We start from the raw sequence: 18654 nt of genomic DNA on the forward strand, positions 1-18654 counted from the left end.
TCTATCTAAAATTCAATTCAACGCGACGGTTCATGGAATAGGCTTCTTCACTTTGACCAAATACAGCTGGACGCTCTTCTCCAAATGAAATGGCCATCAATCTGTTCTCTGCAATACCATAGGCCTTCATGACATCCAATACGGCAATAGCTCGTCGCTCGCCCAACGCAAGATTATATGCTGGACTGCCACGCTCATCGGTATGACCTTCAAGCTTAACTGTTAACCCTGGGTCATTAAGCATCACATCAGCATAATAACGTAACACCGCCATAGAAGATTCATCTACCGAGTATTGGTCAAATCCAAAATAAACAATCGGCTCCATCTCTGCAGTAATTTCGTCAGGCAGCAGGCCTGGTATTTGACCATCAGTTAGATCCAACGCCTCGAAGCCAGCCTCGCCTTCTAGAGGTACGACTTCAATACCTCGATTCTCTAATAGCCCCCCTCCATCACGTCTATCGTCTGCTACAACAGGCGCTGGCTCATCAGATAAATCTACTTCTGGAAGCGTTGTACACGCCACCATCGTAAATGCAACAAGTGAAATTGAAAGTAACTTTACGCTATTCATATTTATAAGTCCCAATTGAAAAAGGCTAAAATTTATTGCATTCGAGGCGGTGTCAGGTAAGGCCCCCATGCAGGCTCTCGAACTTGACCGTCTTGAACACGCAATACTTGTGAAGCGCGCCCATCAACAGAAATAACAGCTAATTCTCCACGCCCCCTGTTATTTGTTGCATAAACAAGCATATCACTGTTTGGAGCAAAGCTAGGCGACTCAGCCAAGCTCGTCCGGGTTACTTGTCTAAAATCTCCATTAGTAAGATCCATAATGCCAATATTAAAACCGTTATTTGCGTGTACCATGGCAAGGTGGCGCCCATTAGGTGATACCATTGGACTGGCGTTATAACGCCCCTCAAAAGACACGCGTGTAATGACATTCGTTGCTAAGTCTAACTTAAAGATCTGAGGTTGCCCTCGCCGATCGGAGTTAAAATAGAGCGCAGCTCCGTCAGGACTCCAACTTGGCTCAGTATCAATGGCGGGGTGATTGGTTAATTGCCGCAACTGTCGATTAGCCATATTCATCACATACAAGTTTGCACTGCCATCTTTTGACAGCGTCATCGCTAATTGACGCCCATCTGGTGACCAAACAGGTGTACTGTTGATCCCTGTAAACTCTGCAATCACTTCGCGAGAACGGCCATCAAGACTTTGTAACACGATAATAGATCGACCTGCCTCAAAAGATACATAGGCAATCTGACGACCGTCAGGCGACCAGCGTGGCGACATAATCGGCATACGGCTGCGCAATACTGTTCGAGGATTATGGCCATCTGAATCAGACACATCGAGTGAATAGCTGCGTTCATTACCTTCTTCACGGACAGTGACATAGGCTAATCGAGTATTAAAAGCCCCCCAAACACCCGTTAATTCATGATATAACTCATCAGAAATCTGGTGCGCAGCTTGTCTCAAACGATTTGCTGGCACTTGCTGGTAACGTTTGGCAAGAACCTGTTGACGACGTAATACATCAACTAAACGCACATCGATATCATAACTACCGTCTGGACGTAAGATAAGTTGCCCCATTATTAAATGATCAACGTCTAAACGCTGCCACTGCTCAAATACAACAGCCTCGAATGCTGTTGGACGCTGTGGCAATCGGTTGGTAGCGACCGGGGCAAAACGCCCGCTACGACGTAGGTTATTCTGGATGATTTCTCCAACATCCTGTGGCGCTGCACCACGCCCCTCTACATTAAAAGGCACGACCGCAACGGGAATAGCGTTTTCAAAACCTTCGGTAATTTCTATAACCAAATTCGCTTGGACAAACTGGCTCGCCATTAACATAACCAGGCCTGCTGTCCAGCTTGCAAACTTATATCGCACAGCGTTATAACGCATAAATCAGTACCTCTGATTAATTATTAGGATGTTAGGGTTTAAACACGAATCGAATAGTACGCTCATAAACCTCTGGCACAGGCGCTTGAGGCAAGGGAGAAGCACGTAATACGGCACGCTCGGCCGCTTGTTTAAACTGCTCCGTTGCCGGTGCATTACACCGCTCAGTTCTGACACTCACTACGCTGCCATCTCGCTCTTGCACTATGACAAGCTCGCATTGAGCGTCTGATGATATATCAGCAGGTGTTCGCCAATTTTCACGCACCTTAGCCGTGATGGAGGAAACATAACTTTGACGCAAATTCCTAATTTCTCGCTGCCTAGCGGCTTCTCGCTGTCGCGCCTCTTCTTCAGCAATGGCGGCTTGCCGTGCTCGTTCTGCTTCTTGCTGACGAGCTTGCTCAGCAAGTTCAAGCTGACGTTGCTCTTCTCTTACTCGCTCTGCTTCAGCTTGTTTTTGCAGCTCAGTCAACTCAGCTAGCCGACGTTCTTCGGCCTGGCGTTGGCGTTCTGCTTGTTGCGCCGTTTCACGCGCTTGTTGTTCAGCGCGAGCACGCTCTTGCTCGGCTCTAGCACGTTGCTGCTCTGCTTGTGCCGCAACACGTCTCGCTTCTTCAGCGCGACGTTGCTCGGCTTCAGCACGCTGACGCTCGGCTGCAATCCTTTGGCGTTCCTGTTCCGCTTCACGCCGAGCTTGGTCTGCACGACGAGATTCCTCTTCTTGCTGGCGTTGAAGTTGTGCAATACGTTGTTCACGTTCTTGCGCTTCAGCTAATTGACGTGCTTGTTCTGCCTGGCGTTGCGTCTCTTGCTCACGAATGCGTTCAAGCTGCTGATCAATTAATGCCTGATCCACTGTCATCGTAGTTAGGGGCATCTGAGGCGCCACTTTCGGTTCGATAAGTGCTGGCCCAGCGTCTTCTACCGCAATAACAATTGGTTTAGACCAGAAATTGCCGATTAAAAATACAGCAATAACTGCATGAAAAGTAATCGCAAGTCCAACAGCATAAGGATGACGCTTAATAAAACCAATCACGCCTCTTCCTCCGGTTGTGTCATCAGCGATACATTGGGCACAGCATTATTTTTAAGCAATACAAATAAATGAACTACCCGACCGTAGGGTGCCTCACGATCGCCTTCAATAATAACGGAGAACTCTTCATTTAACTGACTACGTGCAACCACCTCAGCAACTAACAGGGACAATTCGGCCGCCGTCAGGTGCTCATTCGGATTTTCGCTGGTATGGTATAAACCATCACGTGTCACCGTGATGATAAACGGTGGCGTGAGCTGTACAGATTCAACCGATGGATCTACTTCGGGTGTGCCAGGTAGATCTACAGTGATCGCTTGATGTACTAATGGTGCACTTATCATAAAAATAATTAACAACACCAAGGTCACATCAATGTAAGGAACGACGTTTATTTCCGCCATTAAACGTTTTTTATCACGACTGGACCGTAAACTAGAGTTCACTGACCGCTCCTTCTAGCTCGCATGAGCTTGTCGTTGTAGGATAGCCAAAAACTCTTCAGCAAAGTGCTCATACTCACTCAAAAGTCTATCGGCACGATTAGTTAGACTATTATAGTAAATAACCGCAGGTATCGCAGCAAACAGCCCCATTCCAGTCGCAAGTAGCGCCTCTGCAATCCCTGGCGCAATAGCGGCCAGCGTCATACTAGGTGAATCGCCTAGAGCTTGAAATGCATGAATAACACCAATTACCGTTCCAAATAAACCTATATAAGGCGCAGATGACCCCACAGTTGCTAAGTAGGATAGACGATGCTCAAGACGTTCCGTTTCACGACCTAACGCAATCTTCATCGCCCTGTGGCTAGCCGACATTAAATCATTGGCATCTTGTACACCTTGGTTTTTAAGTCGCACAAACTCCTGAAAGCCGGCTTCAAATAAACGCTCTAGCCCTTTTAATTCAGCAGGATCTTTTTGCGCAGCTTGGCGATACAGTTGGCCTAAGTCCTCAGAATCCCAGAAAATCGTTTCAAACTCAGTCATCCATCGCTTCGCTTTACGCATTTGATGCGACTTAGCTAAAGCAATCGCCCATGCAGAGATTGACATGAATACCAAAATGGCCATGACCAATTGTACAATTGGACTGGCCATTAACATTAAATCAATAATCGAATGATCACCCATTCAGCTAATCCTTTTCTTTTGCTGCAATATTAAGATGTTGATAAGCCCTTGTTGTCGCAACACGGCCTCTTGGCGTTCTAATCATAAATCCCTGCTGTACCAGATAAGGTTCAATAACGTCTTCAATGGTACCACGCTCTTCACCTACAGCCGCTGCCATACTTTCAATACCGACAGGGCCACCATCAAAATGTGCGATGATTTTCTCTAATAGTCGTCGATCCATCTTGTCCAATCCCATTGGATCAACTTCAAGCAAATTTAACGCGGCACTGGCGATGGCTTGAGTAATCACACCATTACCTTCGACCTGTGCAAAATCACGAACCCGTCTAAGTAAACGATTTGCGATACGCGGCGTTCCACGTGACCGTTTAGCTACCTCTGTCGCACCCAGCTGTTCACAGGCTACACCCAAAATATTGGCTGAACGCGAAACGATCTGAGTTAACTCTGCTTCATTGTAAAATTCAAGTCGCTGCACAATACCAAAGCGATCACGCAATGGTGAAGTTAGCAGGCCTGCTCGCGTCGTTGCACCTACTAATGTAAAAGGCGGTAAGTCAATTTTTACGCTATGGGCTGCCGGACCATCCCCAATCACAATATCCAACTGAAAATCTTCCATGGCAGGATATAAAATTTCTTCCACCACTGGGCTCAAACGATGTATTTCATCAACAAACAATACATCATGCGGTTCTAAACGCGTTAATATAGCCGCTAAATCGCCAGGCTTATCCAGCACAGGCCCCGATGTTTGACGTAATGTCGCGCCCATTTCTTGGGCAACAATGTTAGCCAGAGTTGTCTTACCCAAGCCTGGTGGGCCATACAATAAGACATGATCCAAATGTTCACGACGCATTTTTGCCGCGTCAATAAACATACTGAGCTGCTCTCGTACCGCCGTTTGCCCAATATAGTCCTGCATAAACTGCGGTCGAATTTTAGGCATTGCATACAGATCGTCGTCCTGTTCTTGGCTACCTATAATGCGATCTGTTTCAATCATAGTCTAACCTGTAATAACGCCTGCTTAATTACCTGCTCAAGTGACAACGAATCATCATAGGTTTTATTAACCCAGGATTCCGCCTGGGCTTCTTTATACCCTAAAGAAACCAAAGCTGCAATAGCCGATTGCTTGGTTAAATTTGAGCCTTGATATGAAGAGGCTGTATCACCTGACTGCGATGTGGCTTGCAAACTGCTGCCAAAGACTTTTTGCAGCCGATCACGCATTTCAATGACCATTCGCTCAGCAGTTTTTTTGCCAATACCCGGTACCTTAGCAAGCGCTATCGTGTCAGCCGTATGGATATAATGATTAAAATCTTGAACAGAATAGGTTGATAAGACTGCAAGGGCCATTTTGGTGCCTATACCGGACACCTTGACCAACTCGCGAAATAACTGACGTTCTGAGTCTGTTGCAAAACCATAAAGGAGCATGGCATCTTCACGCACATGCAAATGCGTCAATACCTTGACCTGCACTTGCCCTTCCGGTAGTGCATAAAAGGTAGACATGGGCGCCTCTAATTCGTACCCCACACCATTGACATCGAGTAATAATAAAGGCGGTTGTTTTGCGACAAGCGTACCATGTAAAAAGCCGATCATTTCATACCCTATTTGGTGTTGGATAACGCCATTATTTAAAATGCGTGCCTTTTGACAAACTCGCTGGATCAATTCCCAGTGTTAAATAGCGGTCATGACACAAAGCACAGGCTAAGGCATCGGCCGCATCTTCTTGCGGAACTTCAGTTAAACGTAATAACTGCTTCACCATAAACTGCACAGCATCTTTTCCAGCATGACCCTGACCAACAATCGTGCTTTTAACTTGTGTTGGGGTATATTCAATAATATCGCGAGACTGCAAAGCCGCTGCGCATAGAATTACACCTCGCGCTTGCCCAAGCTTAATGGCCGAACTCGGGTTTTTATGAACAAAGACTTTTTCAACCGCTACAAAATGGGGGTCATAACGCTCGATCAATTCTCCAATTGATTGAAAAATACGCGTCAAACGTTCAGTGCCAGCAAATTTTTCGACTCGAATCACCCCGCTAGCCAAATATTTTGGATGGTATCGACCGGATTCTATTACGCCAAACCCAGTTTTGCGTGAACCAGGGTCTATCCCCAAAATTCGATGACTTGGCCGGTTACTTGGCATTATTCAGCGGCCATTAACTGCGCCATCACCTCATCAGAAATGTCTAAGTTGGTATAGACCTGCTGAACATCGTCCAAATCCTCTAACATATCTATCATTGCCATCACTCGTTGAGCATCATCGAAGTCTAAACTGACTTTAATATCCGCTTCCATATTTACATCGACCTGTGCAGCCGTAAAACCGGCATTTGCTAACGCGTCCGCCACACTATGCAAGTCCTCCGGTGCGGTTACGACAGCGATGCTGCCATCTGTGTCAGCCTTAACATCTTCTGCACCCGCCTCAATAGCCGCTTCCATAATGGCATCTTCAACCAGGCCTGGTTCAAACTGAATCAAGCCTTGTTTTGCAAACATGTAAGCCACCGAACCGTCTGTACCTAAATTACCACCGTGTTTGGTAAAGGCATGTCGCACTTCACCCACGGTGCGATTGCGATTATCGGTTAAACAATCCACCATCACCGCTACACCGGCAGGGGCATAGCCCTCATAACGAATCTCTTCGTAGTCGTCCCCTTCTTGATTACCCGCACCCCGTGCAATCGCTTTATCAATGGTGTCGCGTTTCATATTTTCACGCAAGGCTTTATCCACTGCCGCACGCAAGCGAGGATTATCTTCTGGATAAGGGCCACCCGCTTTGGCGGCCACCACTAACTCACGAATTAGCTTAGTAAAAATTTTGCCTTTTTTCGCATCTTGGCGGGCTTTACGATGTTTAATATTCGCCCATTTACTATGTCCTGCCATACTTATCTCTCTTTTTTATCGATTAGTATTTGGGGTAGGGTTTACCAAACCCTGTTCACGCGAGAACGCAAGCATGCGGTTTAATGCCACCAAAGCCTGTTGACGTTTTTGCTCATCAAGCCGTATTTCATGCTGAGCCAGCACCTGATCATCCTGATCTAACGCCTCCAAAACAGTCGCTAGGTTCTCCAATCCGTTCATACCCATCCAAGGACAGTTAGCGCAGCTAATACATTGCTTCGCTTTTGAGTCAGTAGGCGCAACAATTAATTGTTTGTTGGGCGCTAACTGCTGCATCTTGTAAAAAATCCCCTGATCGGTCGCCACAATAAACTGCGTATCCGGCATGGATTGTACGGCATTAATCAGCACTTTCGTTGACCCGACTACATCGGCCAAAGCCACCACTGCCGCCGCAGATTCAGGATGAACCAACAACTTCGCTTTTGGATACTGCTGTTTAAGCTGCTCAAGCTCAAAAGCCTTAAATTCATCATGAACAATGCAATGCCCCATCCAGCGAATCATATTGATACCGGTTTCTTGCTCAATCCAGTGACCAAGATGCTGATCGGGTGCCCAAATAATCTTCTCACCCTGCGCCTTCAAATGACGCGCAATCGCCAGTGCATTACCCGAAGTCACTACCCAGTCTGCCAAGGCTTTCACCTCAACACTGGTATTGGCATACACCACCACTTTGCGATCAGGATACTGCGCACAAAACTGCGCAAATTCATCACTTGGACAGCCGACATCTAATGAACAGGTCGCATTAAGATCAGGCATGAGCACTGTTTTTTCTGGACTCAACATTTTGGCCGTTTCGCCCATAAAACGCACACCACAGACAATCAATACATCAGCGTCTGACTGCGCGCCAAAATTTGCCATTTCTAACGAATCAGCAACAACACCACCTGTTGCTTCAGCCAAGGCTTGCAAATCGGCATCCACATAATAATGTGCGACTAACTGAGCTCGGTGCTTGGCTAATAAGACTTTTATCCGCGCAATTAGAGCCGATTTTTCAGTCTGCTTAATCGGCATTAAACGCGGCGCATTGGCCGCAAGCTCATTAATGCGTGCCACTAGCTCGAGTGGAATATCGGTTGCTAACTGTGCCATTAACCCGCTGTATTCTCAGTTAGTTTTTTATTCAAACGGATGTTTAGTTCACGCAATTGTGCCAAGTCTACCAGGCCTGGTGCTTCGGTCAACAAGCAGGCCGCGGACTGTGTTTTCGGGAAAGCAATCACATCACGAATCGATTCACGATCAGCCATCAGCATAATCAAACGATCTAAACCAAACGCCATACCCGCATGCGGAGGGCAACCGTATTTCAGCGCATTTAATAAGAAGCCGAACTTCTCCGCCGCATCCTCATCACTAATTCCCAACAGCTTAAACACGGCTGCCTGCATATTAGTATCGTGAATACGCACTGAACCGCCACCAACTTCAATACCGTTAATCACCAAGTCATAGGCACGCGCTAACATTTTCCCTGGATTTTTTGAGGCTAAAATTTCTTCGGTGGTTGCTTTAGGTTGCGTAAATGGATGATGCATGGCCGCAACGCGCGCGGTTTTTTCATCTTCTTCAAACATCGGGAAATCGACTACCCATACTGGTTTCCATTTATCGGTGAACATTTGACGATCTTCACCGATCTTAACGCGCAATGCGCCCAGCGCTTCGTTAACTATTTTGGCTTTATCCGCACCAAAGAACACAATATCACCATTTTTAGCGCCCACACGCTCAAGAATCTGCATCACTTGATCCGGGAAAAATTTCACAATCGGCGACTGCAAGCCATCAATACCGGCGGCAAGATCATTCACTTTAATGTAAGCCAAACCTTTGGCGCCATAAACACTGACAAATTTGGTGTAATCATCAATTTCTTTACGCGACATCTCGCCCGCACCCGGCACATATAATGCCGCCACACGGCCTTTTGGATCTTTGGCCGGTCCAGCAAATACTTTAAACTCGATATCTTGTAACAAATCTGCCACATCCACCAGTTCAAGCGGAATGCGTAAGTCTGGACGATCAATGCCATACTTTTGCACCGCATCCGCATAGCTCATTCGTGGGAAATCATAATCAAATTCAACGCCAATGCCTTCTTTAAAAATGGTCTTGGTCAAACCTTCCATCAATCCCATCACCCCGTCTTCATCCATAAACGAGGTCTCGATATCTAACTGAGTAAACTCCGGCTGACGATCCGCGCGTAAATCCTCATCACGGAAACAACGGGTAATTTGATAATAGCGATCAAAGCCAGACATCATTAACAACTGCTTAAACAATTGCGGCGATTGTGGTAGCGCAAAAAACTTATGTTCATGGGTACGGCTTGGCACCAGATAATCACGCGCACCTTCAGGCGTTGACTTGGTGAGAATAGGAGTCTCCATATCAATAAAGCCGTTATTATCCAAGTAATTACGCATTGAACGGGTTACCGCATAACGCAGCATTAAGGTTTTTTGCATTTCATCACGGCGCAAGTCGATGTAACGATACTTCAAGCGTACCTCTTCACTCACCTGCTTATCATCAAGCTGGAATGGAATCGGCTCTGCCATGCTGAGCACATCCAGTTCTTTTGCCAGCATCTCGATTTGTCCAGACGCTAAGTTAGCATTCACGGTGCCTTTTGGACGGGCGCGAACAATCCCGCTGATACGCAATACACACTCAGAACGTAAATGTTCAGCCTTAGCAAAGATTTCTGCGGTATCCGGATCTACGACTACTTGCACCAAACCTTCGCGATCGCGTAAATCAATAAAAATAACGCCACCATGGTCACGACGACGATGAACCCAACCCGCCACGCTGACAGTTTGACCAATTAATGCTTCTGTTACCTGACCACAGTAGTGTGTACGCATTGTTTATCCTTCAATTTATAAAACTTAAACGAAATATGATTTTTAAATACATTCTATTAAAACTTTGCAGCTGAACCCTCGCCAGCAAGCGCGCGTTCATCTGGCGAAGCAAGCGTTAATTCTTGCTGCTGCTCTGACCCTGACGGCACTTGCTGCCACGGTGGGACGACGACACCACCTGAAATCAACATTTTTAACGCATCATCCACTGACATTTCTAGTTCAACAATATCCTGTTCATTGACCATGATAAAAAAGCCTGATGTGGGATTAGGGGTGGTTGGTATAAACAAGTTGATAACAGATGGCGCGCCTGTTTTTGTTTGCGCCTCCCCCATCAAACCACTGGTTTTAAATCCAAGCGTCCACAGCCCTTTGCGCGGATATTCCACCAGGTAAACCTGTTGAAATGTTTTTTGCCCTGTACCAACAAAGGATTCAACAATTTGTTTAACCGCTGTGTAAATAGACCTTACAAGCGGGATCTTAGATAGAAACCTTTCCCACCAACTCACAATGCGACTTCCTAGGATATTGGCTACCAGCATCCCGGTCATCACTACGATAGCAAATGACACAATCAACCCAAAACCGGGTATAGCGAAACCTAACAACACTTCAGGCTGATACTGGTCTGGTATCAATCGCAAACTGCGATCAAAAATACCCATCAAAAATAATATTGCTTCGAAGGTGATCCACAGAGGCAGCAACACCATTAAACCCGCAATAAAATATCGCTTTAGTAGAGTCATGGTCAATCCAAAATTAAGCGCATTATTATACATAATTTGATCGGTCACTTGCGGCCATCTTTGAAAATCAACGCATTGTTTCAGCTGGTTTTTTCCGCTAGTATTATGCTCCTATTATAAATTTAACCTTAAAACTATGTACCCCACACTATCGAGCCGGCCAATTAGGCCTTATGAATACGTGTTAATCACCGGTTGCTCTTCAGGCATTGGACTGGCAACAGCTGAGTTGCTTCAACGGCATGGCTATCATGTTATTGCAACCTATCGCAAAACAGATGACCAACAAAGACTAGCAGCCTATGGTTTTGCAGGCCTAGTCCAATTAGACCTCGCTGATCAAAATAGTGTCAACCAGGCCTGGCAACAAGCACTGGAGATTGCAAGTGGACAAATTTATTGCTTATTCAACAATGCCGGCTTTGGCATCCCTGGTGCACTAGAAGACATCAGTCGAGCTGCGCTAGAAGAGCAGTTCCATACCAATGTTTTTGGCACCCACCAACTTTCTCAACTTGCCATCAAACAAATGCTTAAACAGGGCTATGGCCGCATATTACACAATAGTTCGGTGCTAGGTTTTACTCCCATGAGTCTTCGAGGCTGCTACAATGCCAGTAAATTTGCACTTGAAGGACTGGCCGCCACTCAGCGCATAGAACTTGCATCAAAACCGATAGACATTGCACTACTCCAACCCGGCCCAATTGTGAGTCAATTTAGACACAATGCCCATCAAAACTTTATACGATGGGTCGCCGACCAACCTAGCAGACACGAACAAACCTATCAAAACATGATAGCCCGCCTTACGGCCAATACCGCTCCCGCTCCATTTACGCTGCCTGCCGAGGCGGTCGCTAAAGTAGCACTTAAAGCACTTAGAGCTAAACGCCCTAAAGCCCAGTACGCTATCACCTTACCCACACACCTATTCCACATTTTACGCCGCCTATTACCTGTACGCTGGCTAGATCGACTACTCATCAAAGTAAGCGGTGAAGGTAAACGCTAAGTATGCAACATGAACAACTGACGCGCATACAAACCAAGGTAAACCAACACCTAAACGTCAAGATAGCGCAATTTACTGATCAAGACATTTTAATTTCACCATTAATAGAGGCATTGAACTATGCCAGCGCTCAAGGAGGCAAGCGTTTAAGACCCGCACTCTGCTTATCGCTTGGCGACGCACTGGCACTCAATCATGACGCACTACTTGATTGTGCAACGGCCATTGAATTTATTCACGCCTACTCGCTTGTACATGATGATTTACCAGCCATGGACAATGACGTACTTCGTCGTGGAAAGCCGACTTGTCATGTTGCATTTGGTGAAGCTACCGCAATTTTAGCAGGTGATGCACTTCAAGGCCTGGCATTGCAAACATTGCTTGAATCAAATCACCTGTCTAGCGACCAAAAAATACTGTCCACTCAAACGCTCTTAACTGCAGCTGGACCACAAGGCATGATTGCAGGACAAATGCTGGATATGCTAGGAGAAAACACGCCTTTAAACCTAGACCAGCTTAACCAACTGCATCAACTTAAAACGGGCGCATTGATCAAAGTCAGCCTGTTATTTGGCGCCATAACCTCTCCTTACTATGAGGACTTACAACCTATCTTAGTGGGTTTGGGGGACGCTATTGGGCTCGCGTTTCAAATTCAAGATGATATTTTAGATATTGAGGCGCCCACCGAAAAACGAGGAAAAACCCAAGGCCGTGATTCTGAATTAGGCAAAAGCACTTACCCTGGCCTGCTTGGTCTAGCGCATTCGAAAATCATGCGCGACCAATTAATCAGTCAAGCCTTTCAATACTTATCCCAACTACAGACCCACCCAGCCATTAACGATGACCTGCGCTTTTTAGCTGAAATCATTCAATTTATTGGCGAACGTGAGCACTAAATTCGTTATAATTAAGCATATATTCAGTTACAAATCAGGCACTAAGATAGACCATGAAAAAAAACTTTATTCTAACCACGCAACTTGACTTTGCCGCAGCTCATCGCCTAATTGGCTACGACGGTGATTGTGCAAAACTTCATGGTCATAACTGGAAAATAGAAGTATCTGTAATTGGCCATACTTTAAATGACATTGGTATGGTCATTGATTTTAAACAAGTAAAGCATCATGCTAAAGAGGTCATCGCCGAACTTGATCATAGCTATTTAAATGACCACCCGCATTTTCAACGCACCAATCCGACAGCAGAAAATATCGCACAATACTTGTTTAATGAACTAGCCAAACGCCTTGACCAAGACCTCTTCAAGATGCACCAAATACGTGTCTGGGAAAATGATCGAAATTATGTCACTTACTCCGAAATTGATAGCTGAGGCCTAAATAGCGGGCATGTCACTAACCACCTTGCCATTTAACTTGCCCGATTACCCAGCCATAAGTCTAGTGATGATATTGGTGTTCAGTTTGATCGCAAGCCAAATCATCTTCAAATTAACCTATCTACTCCCTCGTTTACTATTTAAACCCCAAGCCACTCAAATACGGGTTTTACTGCGCCCATTGCGCCACGTCTTTAAACCCGGCACACGGTGGCATCAAAAAAGTTATTTACTACAGCGTTTAATTTTTTGGCAGAAAAGTCTCCAACCACTAAATGATCAGCGCGCAAGACAACTAAAACGCATTGAAATAATTAGCCTACTTATCCCACTGCTAAGTATGCTGATCTTTAACGATCTTACCAGCACGCTTGTCGCAACCGTGCTGGGTTGGTGGCTATTACTAAGCGCCGAGATAGATCAAGAACACAAGCTATTACTAGACAGTTTAACTCTACCACTAGTGTGGCTTGGCTTGCTGGCCAATATCATGTTTGAATGGGTAACACTTGAGCAAGCAGTACTAGGGGCTGCATTTGGCTATTTATTACTCTGGATAGTTTATCAACTACACTTCGCCATCACAAAACGGGAAGGTATGGGATATGGTGATTTTAAATTAACAGCCGCACTAGGCGCTTGGGTTGGCTTACAAAACTTACCGCTTATTTTGATAATAGCAGCGATGATTGCACTATTTATCAGCTTATGGCAACGCTGGCGTTATAACGGACAACTCAACTGCATGATGCCTTTTGGGCCAAGTCTAGCGATGGCTGGCTGGGTTATTATACTGCTGGTGATGCTTGCCACGTAGCCTAAGGTGAAGCGTTACTAATAAATCTAGATTCTAGGAACCCAGTTTAGACTCAACAACCTCACAAACCTTAGTCATCTTCAGGTTATTACTTTTGGCAAACTCCATCACGTACTCAAACATGCCAGGGTTTTTAATCTCCAACTCTGTATCAATAATGAGACACTTTTGACCATTATAGAGTTCAGGGTGCATTAAATCAGAGTAGACTAAACGCTGCGATGCGCCATAAGATGCCATTAAAGACGAGATACGATCAATCCAGTCACTCGGACGAAACTTTCGACCGTCTTCAGTAAAACCTTCAATAATAAATTTGCAATGTTGCGCCAAGATGAGTTTCTCTTATTCATTAAAAACTTGTGGCAAATTTTAGCATAAATAAGATTTTTTAATACCCAAGGATTATTGAAATAACTAACCTTCTTTATAGTTTATAACTAAGAGTAGCAATATTTTTTCGTTTAATCGCTTAACACTTTTGGTCTCTAGGCACAAATACCCTATAATACCTGCAATTTCATAAATCAGCTTCAGGATCAGGCCGCTATGACCAGGTTTAAAACCGACGACCTCCGCATTAATCATATTACTGAAGTGCAGCCGCCGATTGCATTGCACGAAAAATTTCCAATTAGCGAGCAAGCTGCCGCTACGGTATTTAAGACGCGAGAGGCTATAAAAGCCATTCTTAATGGTCAAGATGATCGGTTGCTCGTAGTAATGGGACCATGCTCAATCCACGATACCCAAGCTGGACTTGAGTATGCTGAAAAGCTTGTCACTCAAATTGAAAAGCACCAACAAGACTTGTTGATTGTAATGCGAGTCTACTTTGAAAAACCTCGCACAACAGTAGGCTGGAAAGGATTGATTAATGATCCAGACCTTAATGAGACCTTCAAAATCAACAAAGGCCTCGAAAAAGCACGCGGTTTTTTACTTGACGTAAACAGCCTAGGTGTACCTGCTGCAACAGAATTTTTAGACCTAATTTCACCACAATACATTTCAGATCTAGTTAGCTGGGGTGCAATTGGTGCACGAACCACCGAAAGCCAAGGCCACCGAGAACTTGCTTCTGGCCTGTCCTGTCCAGTCGGGTTTAAAAATGGGACAGATGGTGGCTTTAAAGTCGCGGTTGACGCGATTCGAGCAGCAAACCGACCACATATTTTTATGTCTTTAACTAAACAAGGCCACTCAGCCATTTTTTCCACAACAGGCAACCAAGATTGCCATGTTATTCTACGTGGCGGCAATGATGGCCCCAATTATGCGCCCCAATATGTCGAACAAGCTATTACAGAGTTACAAAAAGCGGCAGTACAAACCAAATTAATGGTTGACTGCAGCCATGCCAATAGCGCTAAAGACCATCTAAAACAAATGGACGTCGCACGCTCAATTAGCGAACAACTTACTGCAAGCACAACGAATATCATGGGAGCTATGGTAGAGAGCCACTTAGTTGCTGGTCGTCAAGACGTTACACCCGGCCAGCCGCTAACCTATGGACAAAGCATTACTGACGCATGTATCGACTGGCCAATGAGTGAAACATTATTAGACGTTTTAGCTGAAGGTGTACGTGCTCGTCGAGCCATGATTCAGCGTAGCTAGTTTAAGACTTCAGATGACTAGCGAAATGATTAAAACCTTGTTCGCTAGTCAAATCAGCCGTCGCTATGGCTTGACCATCTAAGCGACAACCTTTCTGCGCTGTTATTTGACCGATTTTAGTAAGCTTGACAGCATACTGGCTACTCAGGTCGGCTAGTTTTGACCAGTGTTGAGGCGGTAAAGTAAAACACAATTCATAATCGTCACCTGCATTAATTGGTTTAAGCCAATCAGCGCCCGCCCATGCTTTAACCGCATTACTCATCGGCATAGCCGTCATATCAAGATCAGCGCCCACTTTTGACGCCTGTAAAATATGATTTAAATCAGCCAACAAACCATCTGAAATATCAATAGCACTCGTTGCTAGATCAACTAAAGCCAAACCTAAGCCCACCCTTGGATTAGGCCGATTTAACTTTGTTAATGCCTGCACTTCGGCTGCATTGTTGGGCTGCTGAGCTGCCAAAGCTAAGCTTAAACCTAAGCCACCCTCGCCCAACAGACCAGACACAAAAATACCATCCCCTGGCTGAGCACCACTGCGTGGTATAGCACAGCCACGCCTTACCCATCCATGAGCTGTAATCGTAATGCTCAAAGGACCACGCGTAGTATCACCACCAACCAATGGTAAAGCGGATATAGCCGCATCATCAACAAGGCTTTGCATCATCGCGCACAACCCTCCTGTAAATGCAGCCAACCAGGCCTGGTCATATTTTTCAATTGTTAATGCGAGCGAATAGAAAGCGGGACGCGCGCCCATTGCAGCTAAATCACTTAAATTGACGGCAAGAGACTTCCAACCAACGTCAAATGGAGACGTTAATAAAGGAAAGTGAACACCTTCAATCGAGGTATCGGTCACCACAACTAACTGACTATCTTTTGGCGGCGTAATAACGGCACCATCGTCACCAATACTGAGATCAGCCTCCGCTAGCCCCTTACCTAGCGGAGCAAAATACCGATTGATGAGGTCAAATTCCATAAAGGTGATTAAGCGTCAAACTCTGCTGGTCGCACTTGTTTGGCAACCTTATCAGTTACACCATTGATGTACTTATGTGAATCCTCAGCACCAAAATACTTAGTCAGCTCAACGGCTTCATTAATAATGACCTTAGACGGCACCTGTATTTGATCTTGCAATTCATATACAGCTAAACGCAAAATGCAGCGCTCAACCGGATTGATTAACTTGACCGACCTATCCAGAAAAGGCGCATAAACTGCATCTAACGTCGTCACATTTTCGGTAACTTTATTAAGAATGTCTTTAAACCAAACACGGTCAACGCCACCTAGCCAACCCTCCTCATAGAACTGCTTTTCAATGAGGTAAGTGTCTTGTGGGTTTAATGTCCAATGATATAAAGCTTGTACAGCAGCACGACGGGTCATGGTGCGCTGACTAACCGGCTTTGAATGATCATCCACTAGTTCTGATGGTTGCTTGATTAAATCAGCCAGATCAAGTTTTTCCAAACCTTTGTCATTCATTACTTAGATCTGCTTTAACAAGTTAATCATTTCAATAGCTGATAACATGGCTTCCCCACCTTTGTTACCCGCTTTAGTCCCTGAACGTTCAATGGCTTGCTCAATAGAGTCAACAGTCAATACACCAAAAGATACCGGCGCATTATGATCTAACATAACTTGCCCTAAACCTTTCGCACACTCGCCCGCTACATAATCAAAATGCGGCGTACCACCTCGAATAACAGCACCCAAAGCAACAACCGCATCATATTCACCTGATGCGGCTACTTTTTGTGCTGCAAGTGGAATTTCAAACGCGCCTGGCACTAATATTTGAGTCAAGTTCTCCGTATCACCACCATGGCGAACAAACGTATCAACCGCTCCAGACACTAAATGCTCAACAACAAAGCTATTAAAACGCCCAACAACCAAGGCGACCTTTAGACCGTCTGCTTGTAAATTTCCTGCCAATGTTTTCATGACTATTTTTCCTGTTTATCAATATATTGTTCTATTTGCAGTCCAAAACCGCTTAAACCCGTTAATTTCCAATGAGACCCAATTACCCTTAAACGCGTGACCCCTAGGTCAGCCAAAATCTGGGCACCCAAGCCATAGGTCTTAGCATCATCTTCTACATAGCTGTCTGGGTGCTGAATCCCTCTGTCCGCTAATTGATAGCGTGCCACACGATCAAGCAAATCCACTGCTTCTTCATGCTTCCTTAACACGACTATCACACCTGCCCCAGCGGCCTGAATTTGTTGCATAGCCTCATCCAGTGACCAACCACACTCTTTGCGTTGTGAGCCAAGCATGTCACACAGCGTATCCTGCATATGCACACGTACCAAGGTAGACTCGTCTGGTTTTATCTCACCACAAACCAGTGCAAAATGGGCTTTATGATCCAAACGATCCTCATAAGCATAAAGTTTAAATTCACCATGACGTGTCGGTAGATTACATGAAGACACACGCTCAACCGTTTTTTCATTTTGTAATCGATATTGAATTAAATCCGCTACCGTACCTAATTTAAGACCATGCTCCTGAGCAAAGCGTTCTAGATCATCACGACGCGCCATCGAGCCATCTTCATTCATAATTTCCACAATCACCGACGCTGGCTCATAGCCTGCTAAACGCGCTAAATCACAACCGGCTTCCGTGTGACCAGCACGGGTTAATACACCACCAGGCCTGGCCATTAATGGGAATATATGCCCTGGAGTCACAATATCACTGGGTTGCGCATCCGCTTTGACAGCCGCTAACACGGTTATTGCTCGATCACTCGCTGAAATACCGGTTGATACGCCTTTGGCAGCCTCAATTGAAACAGTAAAGTTGGTGCCGTGTGGATCTTGATTGTCACGCACCATCAGGGGCAGATGCAGCTGCTGACAGCGTTCCTTGGTTAAGGTCAAACAAATAAGCCCGCGCCCATAACGCGCCATAAAGTTTATCGCCTCAGGGGTCACTTTTGCCGCAGGAATAAGCAAATCACCTTCATTTTCGCGATCTTCATCGTCCATCAAAATGACCATTTTGCCTTCGCGATAATCTGCTAGGATTTCTTCAATACTACTTAATTCCATTGCCCAACCTTTTGTCGTTAA

The 18654-nt window shown here is 45.4% G+C and carries 22 protein-coding genes; 5 read left to right on the forward strand and 17 right to left on the reverse strand.

What is annotated here, in order from left to right:
• Position 1: 1 nt before the first annotated feature.
• From BM293_RS02305 to BM293_RS02360, 12 genes are read right to left on the reverse strand one after another with little or no spacing between them, the layout of a single operon-like run.
• Positions 2-577 (reverse strand): OmpA family protein, encoded by a 576-nt coding sequence (locus BM293_RS02305; RefSeq protein ID WP_093446514.1) that lies wholly within the window; start codon positions 575-577, stop codon positions 2-4.
• Between the two features lie 32 nt (positions 578-609).
• A complete protein-coding gene (tolB, locus tag BM293_RS02310; protein ID WP_093446515.1) occupies positions 610-1938 on the reverse strand; it encodes a Tol-Pal system beta propeller repeat protein TolB in 1329 nt (442 codons plus the stop codon).
• 31 nt (positions 1939-1969) lie between these two features.
• Positions 1970-2980 (reverse strand): cell envelope integrity protein TolA, encoded by a 1011-nt coding sequence (gene tolA / locus BM293_RS02315; protein ID WP_093446517.1) that lies wholly within the window; start codon positions 2978-2980, stop codon positions 1970-1972.
• Complete coding sequence (locus tag BM293_RS02320) at positions 2977-3429, reverse strand: biopolymer transporter ExbD (protein WP_093446518.1); 453 nt, start codon at positions 3427-3429, stop codon at positions 2977-2979. The genes tolA and BM293_RS02320 overlap by 4 nt, the downstream gene beginning before the upstream one ends.
• A 12-nt stretch (positions 3430-3441) precedes the next feature.
• Positions 3442-4119 carry a protein TolQ gene (gene tolQ, locus BM293_RS02325; RefSeq protein ID WP_093446520.1) on the reverse strand — a complete coding sequence of 226 codons (678 nt, stop codon included), beginning with the start codon at positions 4117-4119 and terminating at the stop codon, positions 3442-3444.
• Positions 4120-4123: 4 nt separating this feature from the next.
• Positions 4124-5134, reverse strand: coding sequence for a Holliday junction branch migration DNA helicase RuvB (ruvB, locus tag BM293_RS02330; RefSeq protein WP_093446521.1), 1011 nt, complete (start codon positions 5132-5134; stop codon positions 4124-4126).
• Positions 5131-5745 (reverse strand): Holliday junction branch migration protein RuvA, encoded by a 615-nt coding sequence (gene ruvA, locus BM293_RS02335; protein WP_093446523.1) that lies wholly within the window; start codon positions 5743-5745, stop codon positions 5131-5133. The genes ruvB and ruvA overlap by 4 nt, the downstream gene beginning before the upstream one ends.
• 31 nt (positions 5746-5776) lie before the next feature.
• On the reverse strand, positions 5777-6307 hold the full coding sequence (ruvC, locus tag BM293_RS02340) for a crossover junction endodeoxyribonuclease RuvC (RefSeq protein WP_093446524.1): 531 nt from the start codon (positions 6305-6307) through the stop codon (positions 5777-5779).
• Positions 6307-7062 carry a YebC/PmpR family DNA-binding transcriptional regulator gene (locus BM293_RS02345; protein WP_093446526.1) on the reverse strand — a complete coding sequence of 252 codons (756 nt, stop codon included), beginning with the start codon at positions 7060-7062 and terminating at the stop codon, positions 6307-6309. The genes ruvC and BM293_RS02345 overlap by 1 nt, the downstream gene beginning before the upstream one ends.
• A gap of 15 nt (positions 7063-7077) precedes the next feature.
• Positions 7078-8190, reverse strand: coding sequence for a quinolinate synthase NadA (gene nadA / locus BM293_RS02350; RefSeq protein ID WP_093446527.1), 1113 nt, complete (start codon positions 8188-8190; stop codon positions 7078-7080).
• A complete protein-coding gene (aspS, locus tag BM293_RS02355; RefSeq protein WP_093446528.1) occupies positions 8190-9977 on the reverse strand; it encodes an aspartate--tRNA ligase in 1788 nt (595 codons plus the stop codon). Before aspS ends, nadA begins: the two co-directional genes overlap by 1 nt.
• Before the next feature lie 56 nt (positions 9978-10033).
• A complete protein-coding gene (locus tag BM293_RS02360; RefSeq protein ID WP_369793691.1) occupies positions 10034-10780 on the reverse strand; it encodes a DUF502 domain-containing protein in 747 nt (248 codons plus the stop codon).
• 88 nt (positions 10781-10868) lie between these two features.
• On the opposite strand from BM293_RS02360, the gene BM293_RS02365 reads away from it, so the two are divergent.
• Genes BM293_RS02365 through BM293_RS02380 form a run of 4 tightly spaced genes read left to right on the forward strand, consistent with a single transcriptional unit; the run spans position 10869 to position 13918 of the window.
• A complete protein-coding gene (locus BM293_RS02365; protein ID WP_093446529.1) occupies positions 10869-11747 on the forward strand; it encodes an SDR family NAD(P)-dependent oxidoreductase in 879 nt (292 codons plus the stop codon).
• Between the two features lie 2 nt (positions 11748-11749).
• Positions 11750-12655, forward strand: a complete 906-nt coding sequence (locus tag BM293_RS02370; protein ID WP_093446530.1) for a polyprenyl synthetase family protein — start codon at positions 11750-11752, stop codon at positions 12653-12655.
• 53 nt (positions 12656-12708) lie between these two features.
• Positions 12709-13095, forward strand: a complete 387-nt coding sequence (gene queD / locus BM293_RS02375; protein ID WP_093446532.1) for a 6-carboxytetrahydropterin synthase QueD — start codon at positions 12709-12711, stop codon at positions 13093-13095.
• A 16-nt stretch (positions 13096-13111) separates the two neighbouring features.
• Positions 13112-13918 carry a prepilin peptidase gene (locus BM293_RS02380; protein ID WP_093446533.1) on the forward strand — a complete coding sequence of 269 codons (807 nt, stop codon included), beginning with the start codon at positions 13112-13114 and terminating at the stop codon, positions 13916-13918.
• 33 nt (positions 13919-13951) lie between these two features.
• On the opposite strand, the gene BM293_RS02385 is transcribed toward BM293_RS02380, so the two are convergent.
• The gene (locus BM293_RS02385; protein ID WP_093446535.1) at positions 13952-14251 is read right to left on the reverse strand and encodes a DUF3579 domain-containing protein; all 300 of its coding nucleotides are present in this window, start codon (positions 14249-14251) and stop codon (positions 13952-13954) included.
• Between the two features lie 216 nt (positions 14252-14467).
• Here BM293_RS02385 and BM293_RS02390 point away from each other — a divergent pair, with 216 nt between their 5' ends.
• On the forward strand, positions 14468-15541 hold the full coding sequence (locus BM293_RS02390) for a 3-deoxy-7-phosphoheptulonate synthase (RefSeq protein ID WP_093446536.1): 1074 nt from the start codon (positions 14468-14470) through the stop codon (positions 15539-15541).
• Between the two features lies 1 nt (position 15542).
• On the opposite strand, the gene thiL is transcribed toward BM293_RS02390, so the two are convergent.
• From thiL to ribBA, 4 genes are read right to left on the reverse strand one after another with little or no spacing between them, the layout of a single operon-like run.
• Positions 15543-16535: a thiamine-phosphate kinase gene (gene thiL / locus BM293_RS02395; RefSeq protein WP_093446537.1), complete on the reverse strand. Its 993-nt coding sequence runs from the start codon at positions 16533-16535 to the stop codon at positions 15543-15545.
• An 8-nt stretch (positions 16536-16543) separates the two neighbouring features.
• Positions 16544-17047 (reverse strand): transcription antitermination factor NusB, encoded by a 504-nt coding sequence (gene nusB / locus BM293_RS02400; RefSeq protein WP_093446539.1) that lies wholly within the window; start codon positions 17045-17047, stop codon positions 16544-16546.
• A gap of 3 nt (positions 17048-17050) precedes the next feature.
• Complete coding sequence (gene ribE, locus BM293_RS02405; RefSeq protein ID WP_255360087.1) at positions 17051-17518, reverse strand: 6,7-dimethyl-8-ribityllumazine synthase; 468 nt, start codon at positions 17516-17518, stop codon at positions 17051-17053.
• Entirely contained in the window at positions 17515-18633 is a 1119-nt protein-coding gene (ribBA, locus tag BM293_RS02410) for a bifunctional 3,4-dihydroxy-2-butanone-4-phosphate synthase/GTP cyclohydrolase II (protein ID WP_093446542.1), read from the reverse strand. Before ribBA ends, ribE begins: the two co-directional genes overlap by 4 nt.
• Positions 18634-18654 lie beyond the last annotated feature (21 nt).

The organism is Thiomicrospira sp. ALE5 (assembly GCF_900112445.1).
GTDB lineage: Bacteria > Pseudomonadota > Gammaproteobacteria > Thiomicrospirales > Thiomicrospiraceae > Thiomicrospira.

Coding starts and splice junctions, on each gene's coding strand:
- BM293_RS02305 (WP_093446514.1), bottom strand. CDS start 577: ATGAATAGCGTAAAGTTACTTTCAATTTCACTTGTTGCATTTACGATG.
- tolB (WP_093446515.1), bottom strand. CDS start 1,938: ATGCGTTATAACGCTGTGCGATATAAGTTTGCAAGCTGGACAGCAGGC.
- tolQ (WP_093446520.1), bottom strand. CDS start 4,119: ATGGGTGATCATTCGATTATTGATTTAATGTTAATGGCCAGTCCAATT.
- ruvB (WP_093446521.1), bottom strand. CDS start 5,134: ATGATTGAAACAGATCGCATTATAGGTAGCCAAGAACAGGACGACGAT.
- ruvA (WP_093446523.1), bottom strand. CDS start 5,745: ATGATCGGCTTTTTACATGGTACGCTTGTCGCAAAACAACCGCCTTTA.
- ruvC (WP_093446524.1), bottom strand. CDS start 6,307: ATGCCAAGTAACCGGCCAAGTCATCGAATTTTGGGGATAGACCCTGGT.
- BM293_RS02345 (WP_093446526.1), bottom strand. CDS start 7,062: ATGGCAGGACATAGTAAATGGGCGAATATTAAACATCGTAAAGCCCGC.
- nadA (WP_093446527.1), bottom strand. CDS start 8,190: ATGGCACAGTTAGCAACCGATATTCCACTCGAGCTAGTGGCACGCATT.
- aspS (WP_093446528.1), bottom strand. CDS start 9,977: ATGCGTACACACTACTGTGGTCAGGTAACAGAAGCATTAATTGGTCAA.
- BM293_RS02365 (WP_093446529.1), top strand. CDS start 10,869: ATGTACCCCACACTATCGAGCCGGCCAATTAGGCCTTATGAATACGTG.
- BM293_RS02370 (WP_093446530.1), top strand. CDS start 11,750: ATGCAACATGAACAACTGACGCGCATACAAACCAAGGTAAACCAACAC.
- queD (WP_093446532.1), top strand. CDS start 12,709: ATGAAAAAAAACTTTATTCTAACCACGCAACTTGACTTTGCCGCAGCT.
- BM293_RS02380 (WP_093446533.1), top strand. CDS start 13,112: ATGTCACTAACCACCTTGCCATTTAACTTGCCCGATTACCCAGCCATA.
- BM293_RS02390 (WP_093446536.1), top strand. CDS start 14,468: ATGACCAGGTTTAAAACCGACGACCTCCGCATTAATCATATTACTGAA.
- thiL (WP_093446537.1), bottom strand. CDS start 16,535: ATGGAATTTGACCTCATCAATCGGTATTTTGCTCCGCTAGGTAAGGGG.
- nusB (WP_093446539.1), bottom strand. CDS start 17,047: ATGAATGACAAAGGTTTGGAAAAACTTGATCTGGCTGATTTAATCAAG.
- ribBA (WP_093446542.1), bottom strand. CDS start 18,633: ATGGAATTAAGTAGTATTGAAGAAATCCTAGCAGATTATCGCGAAGGC.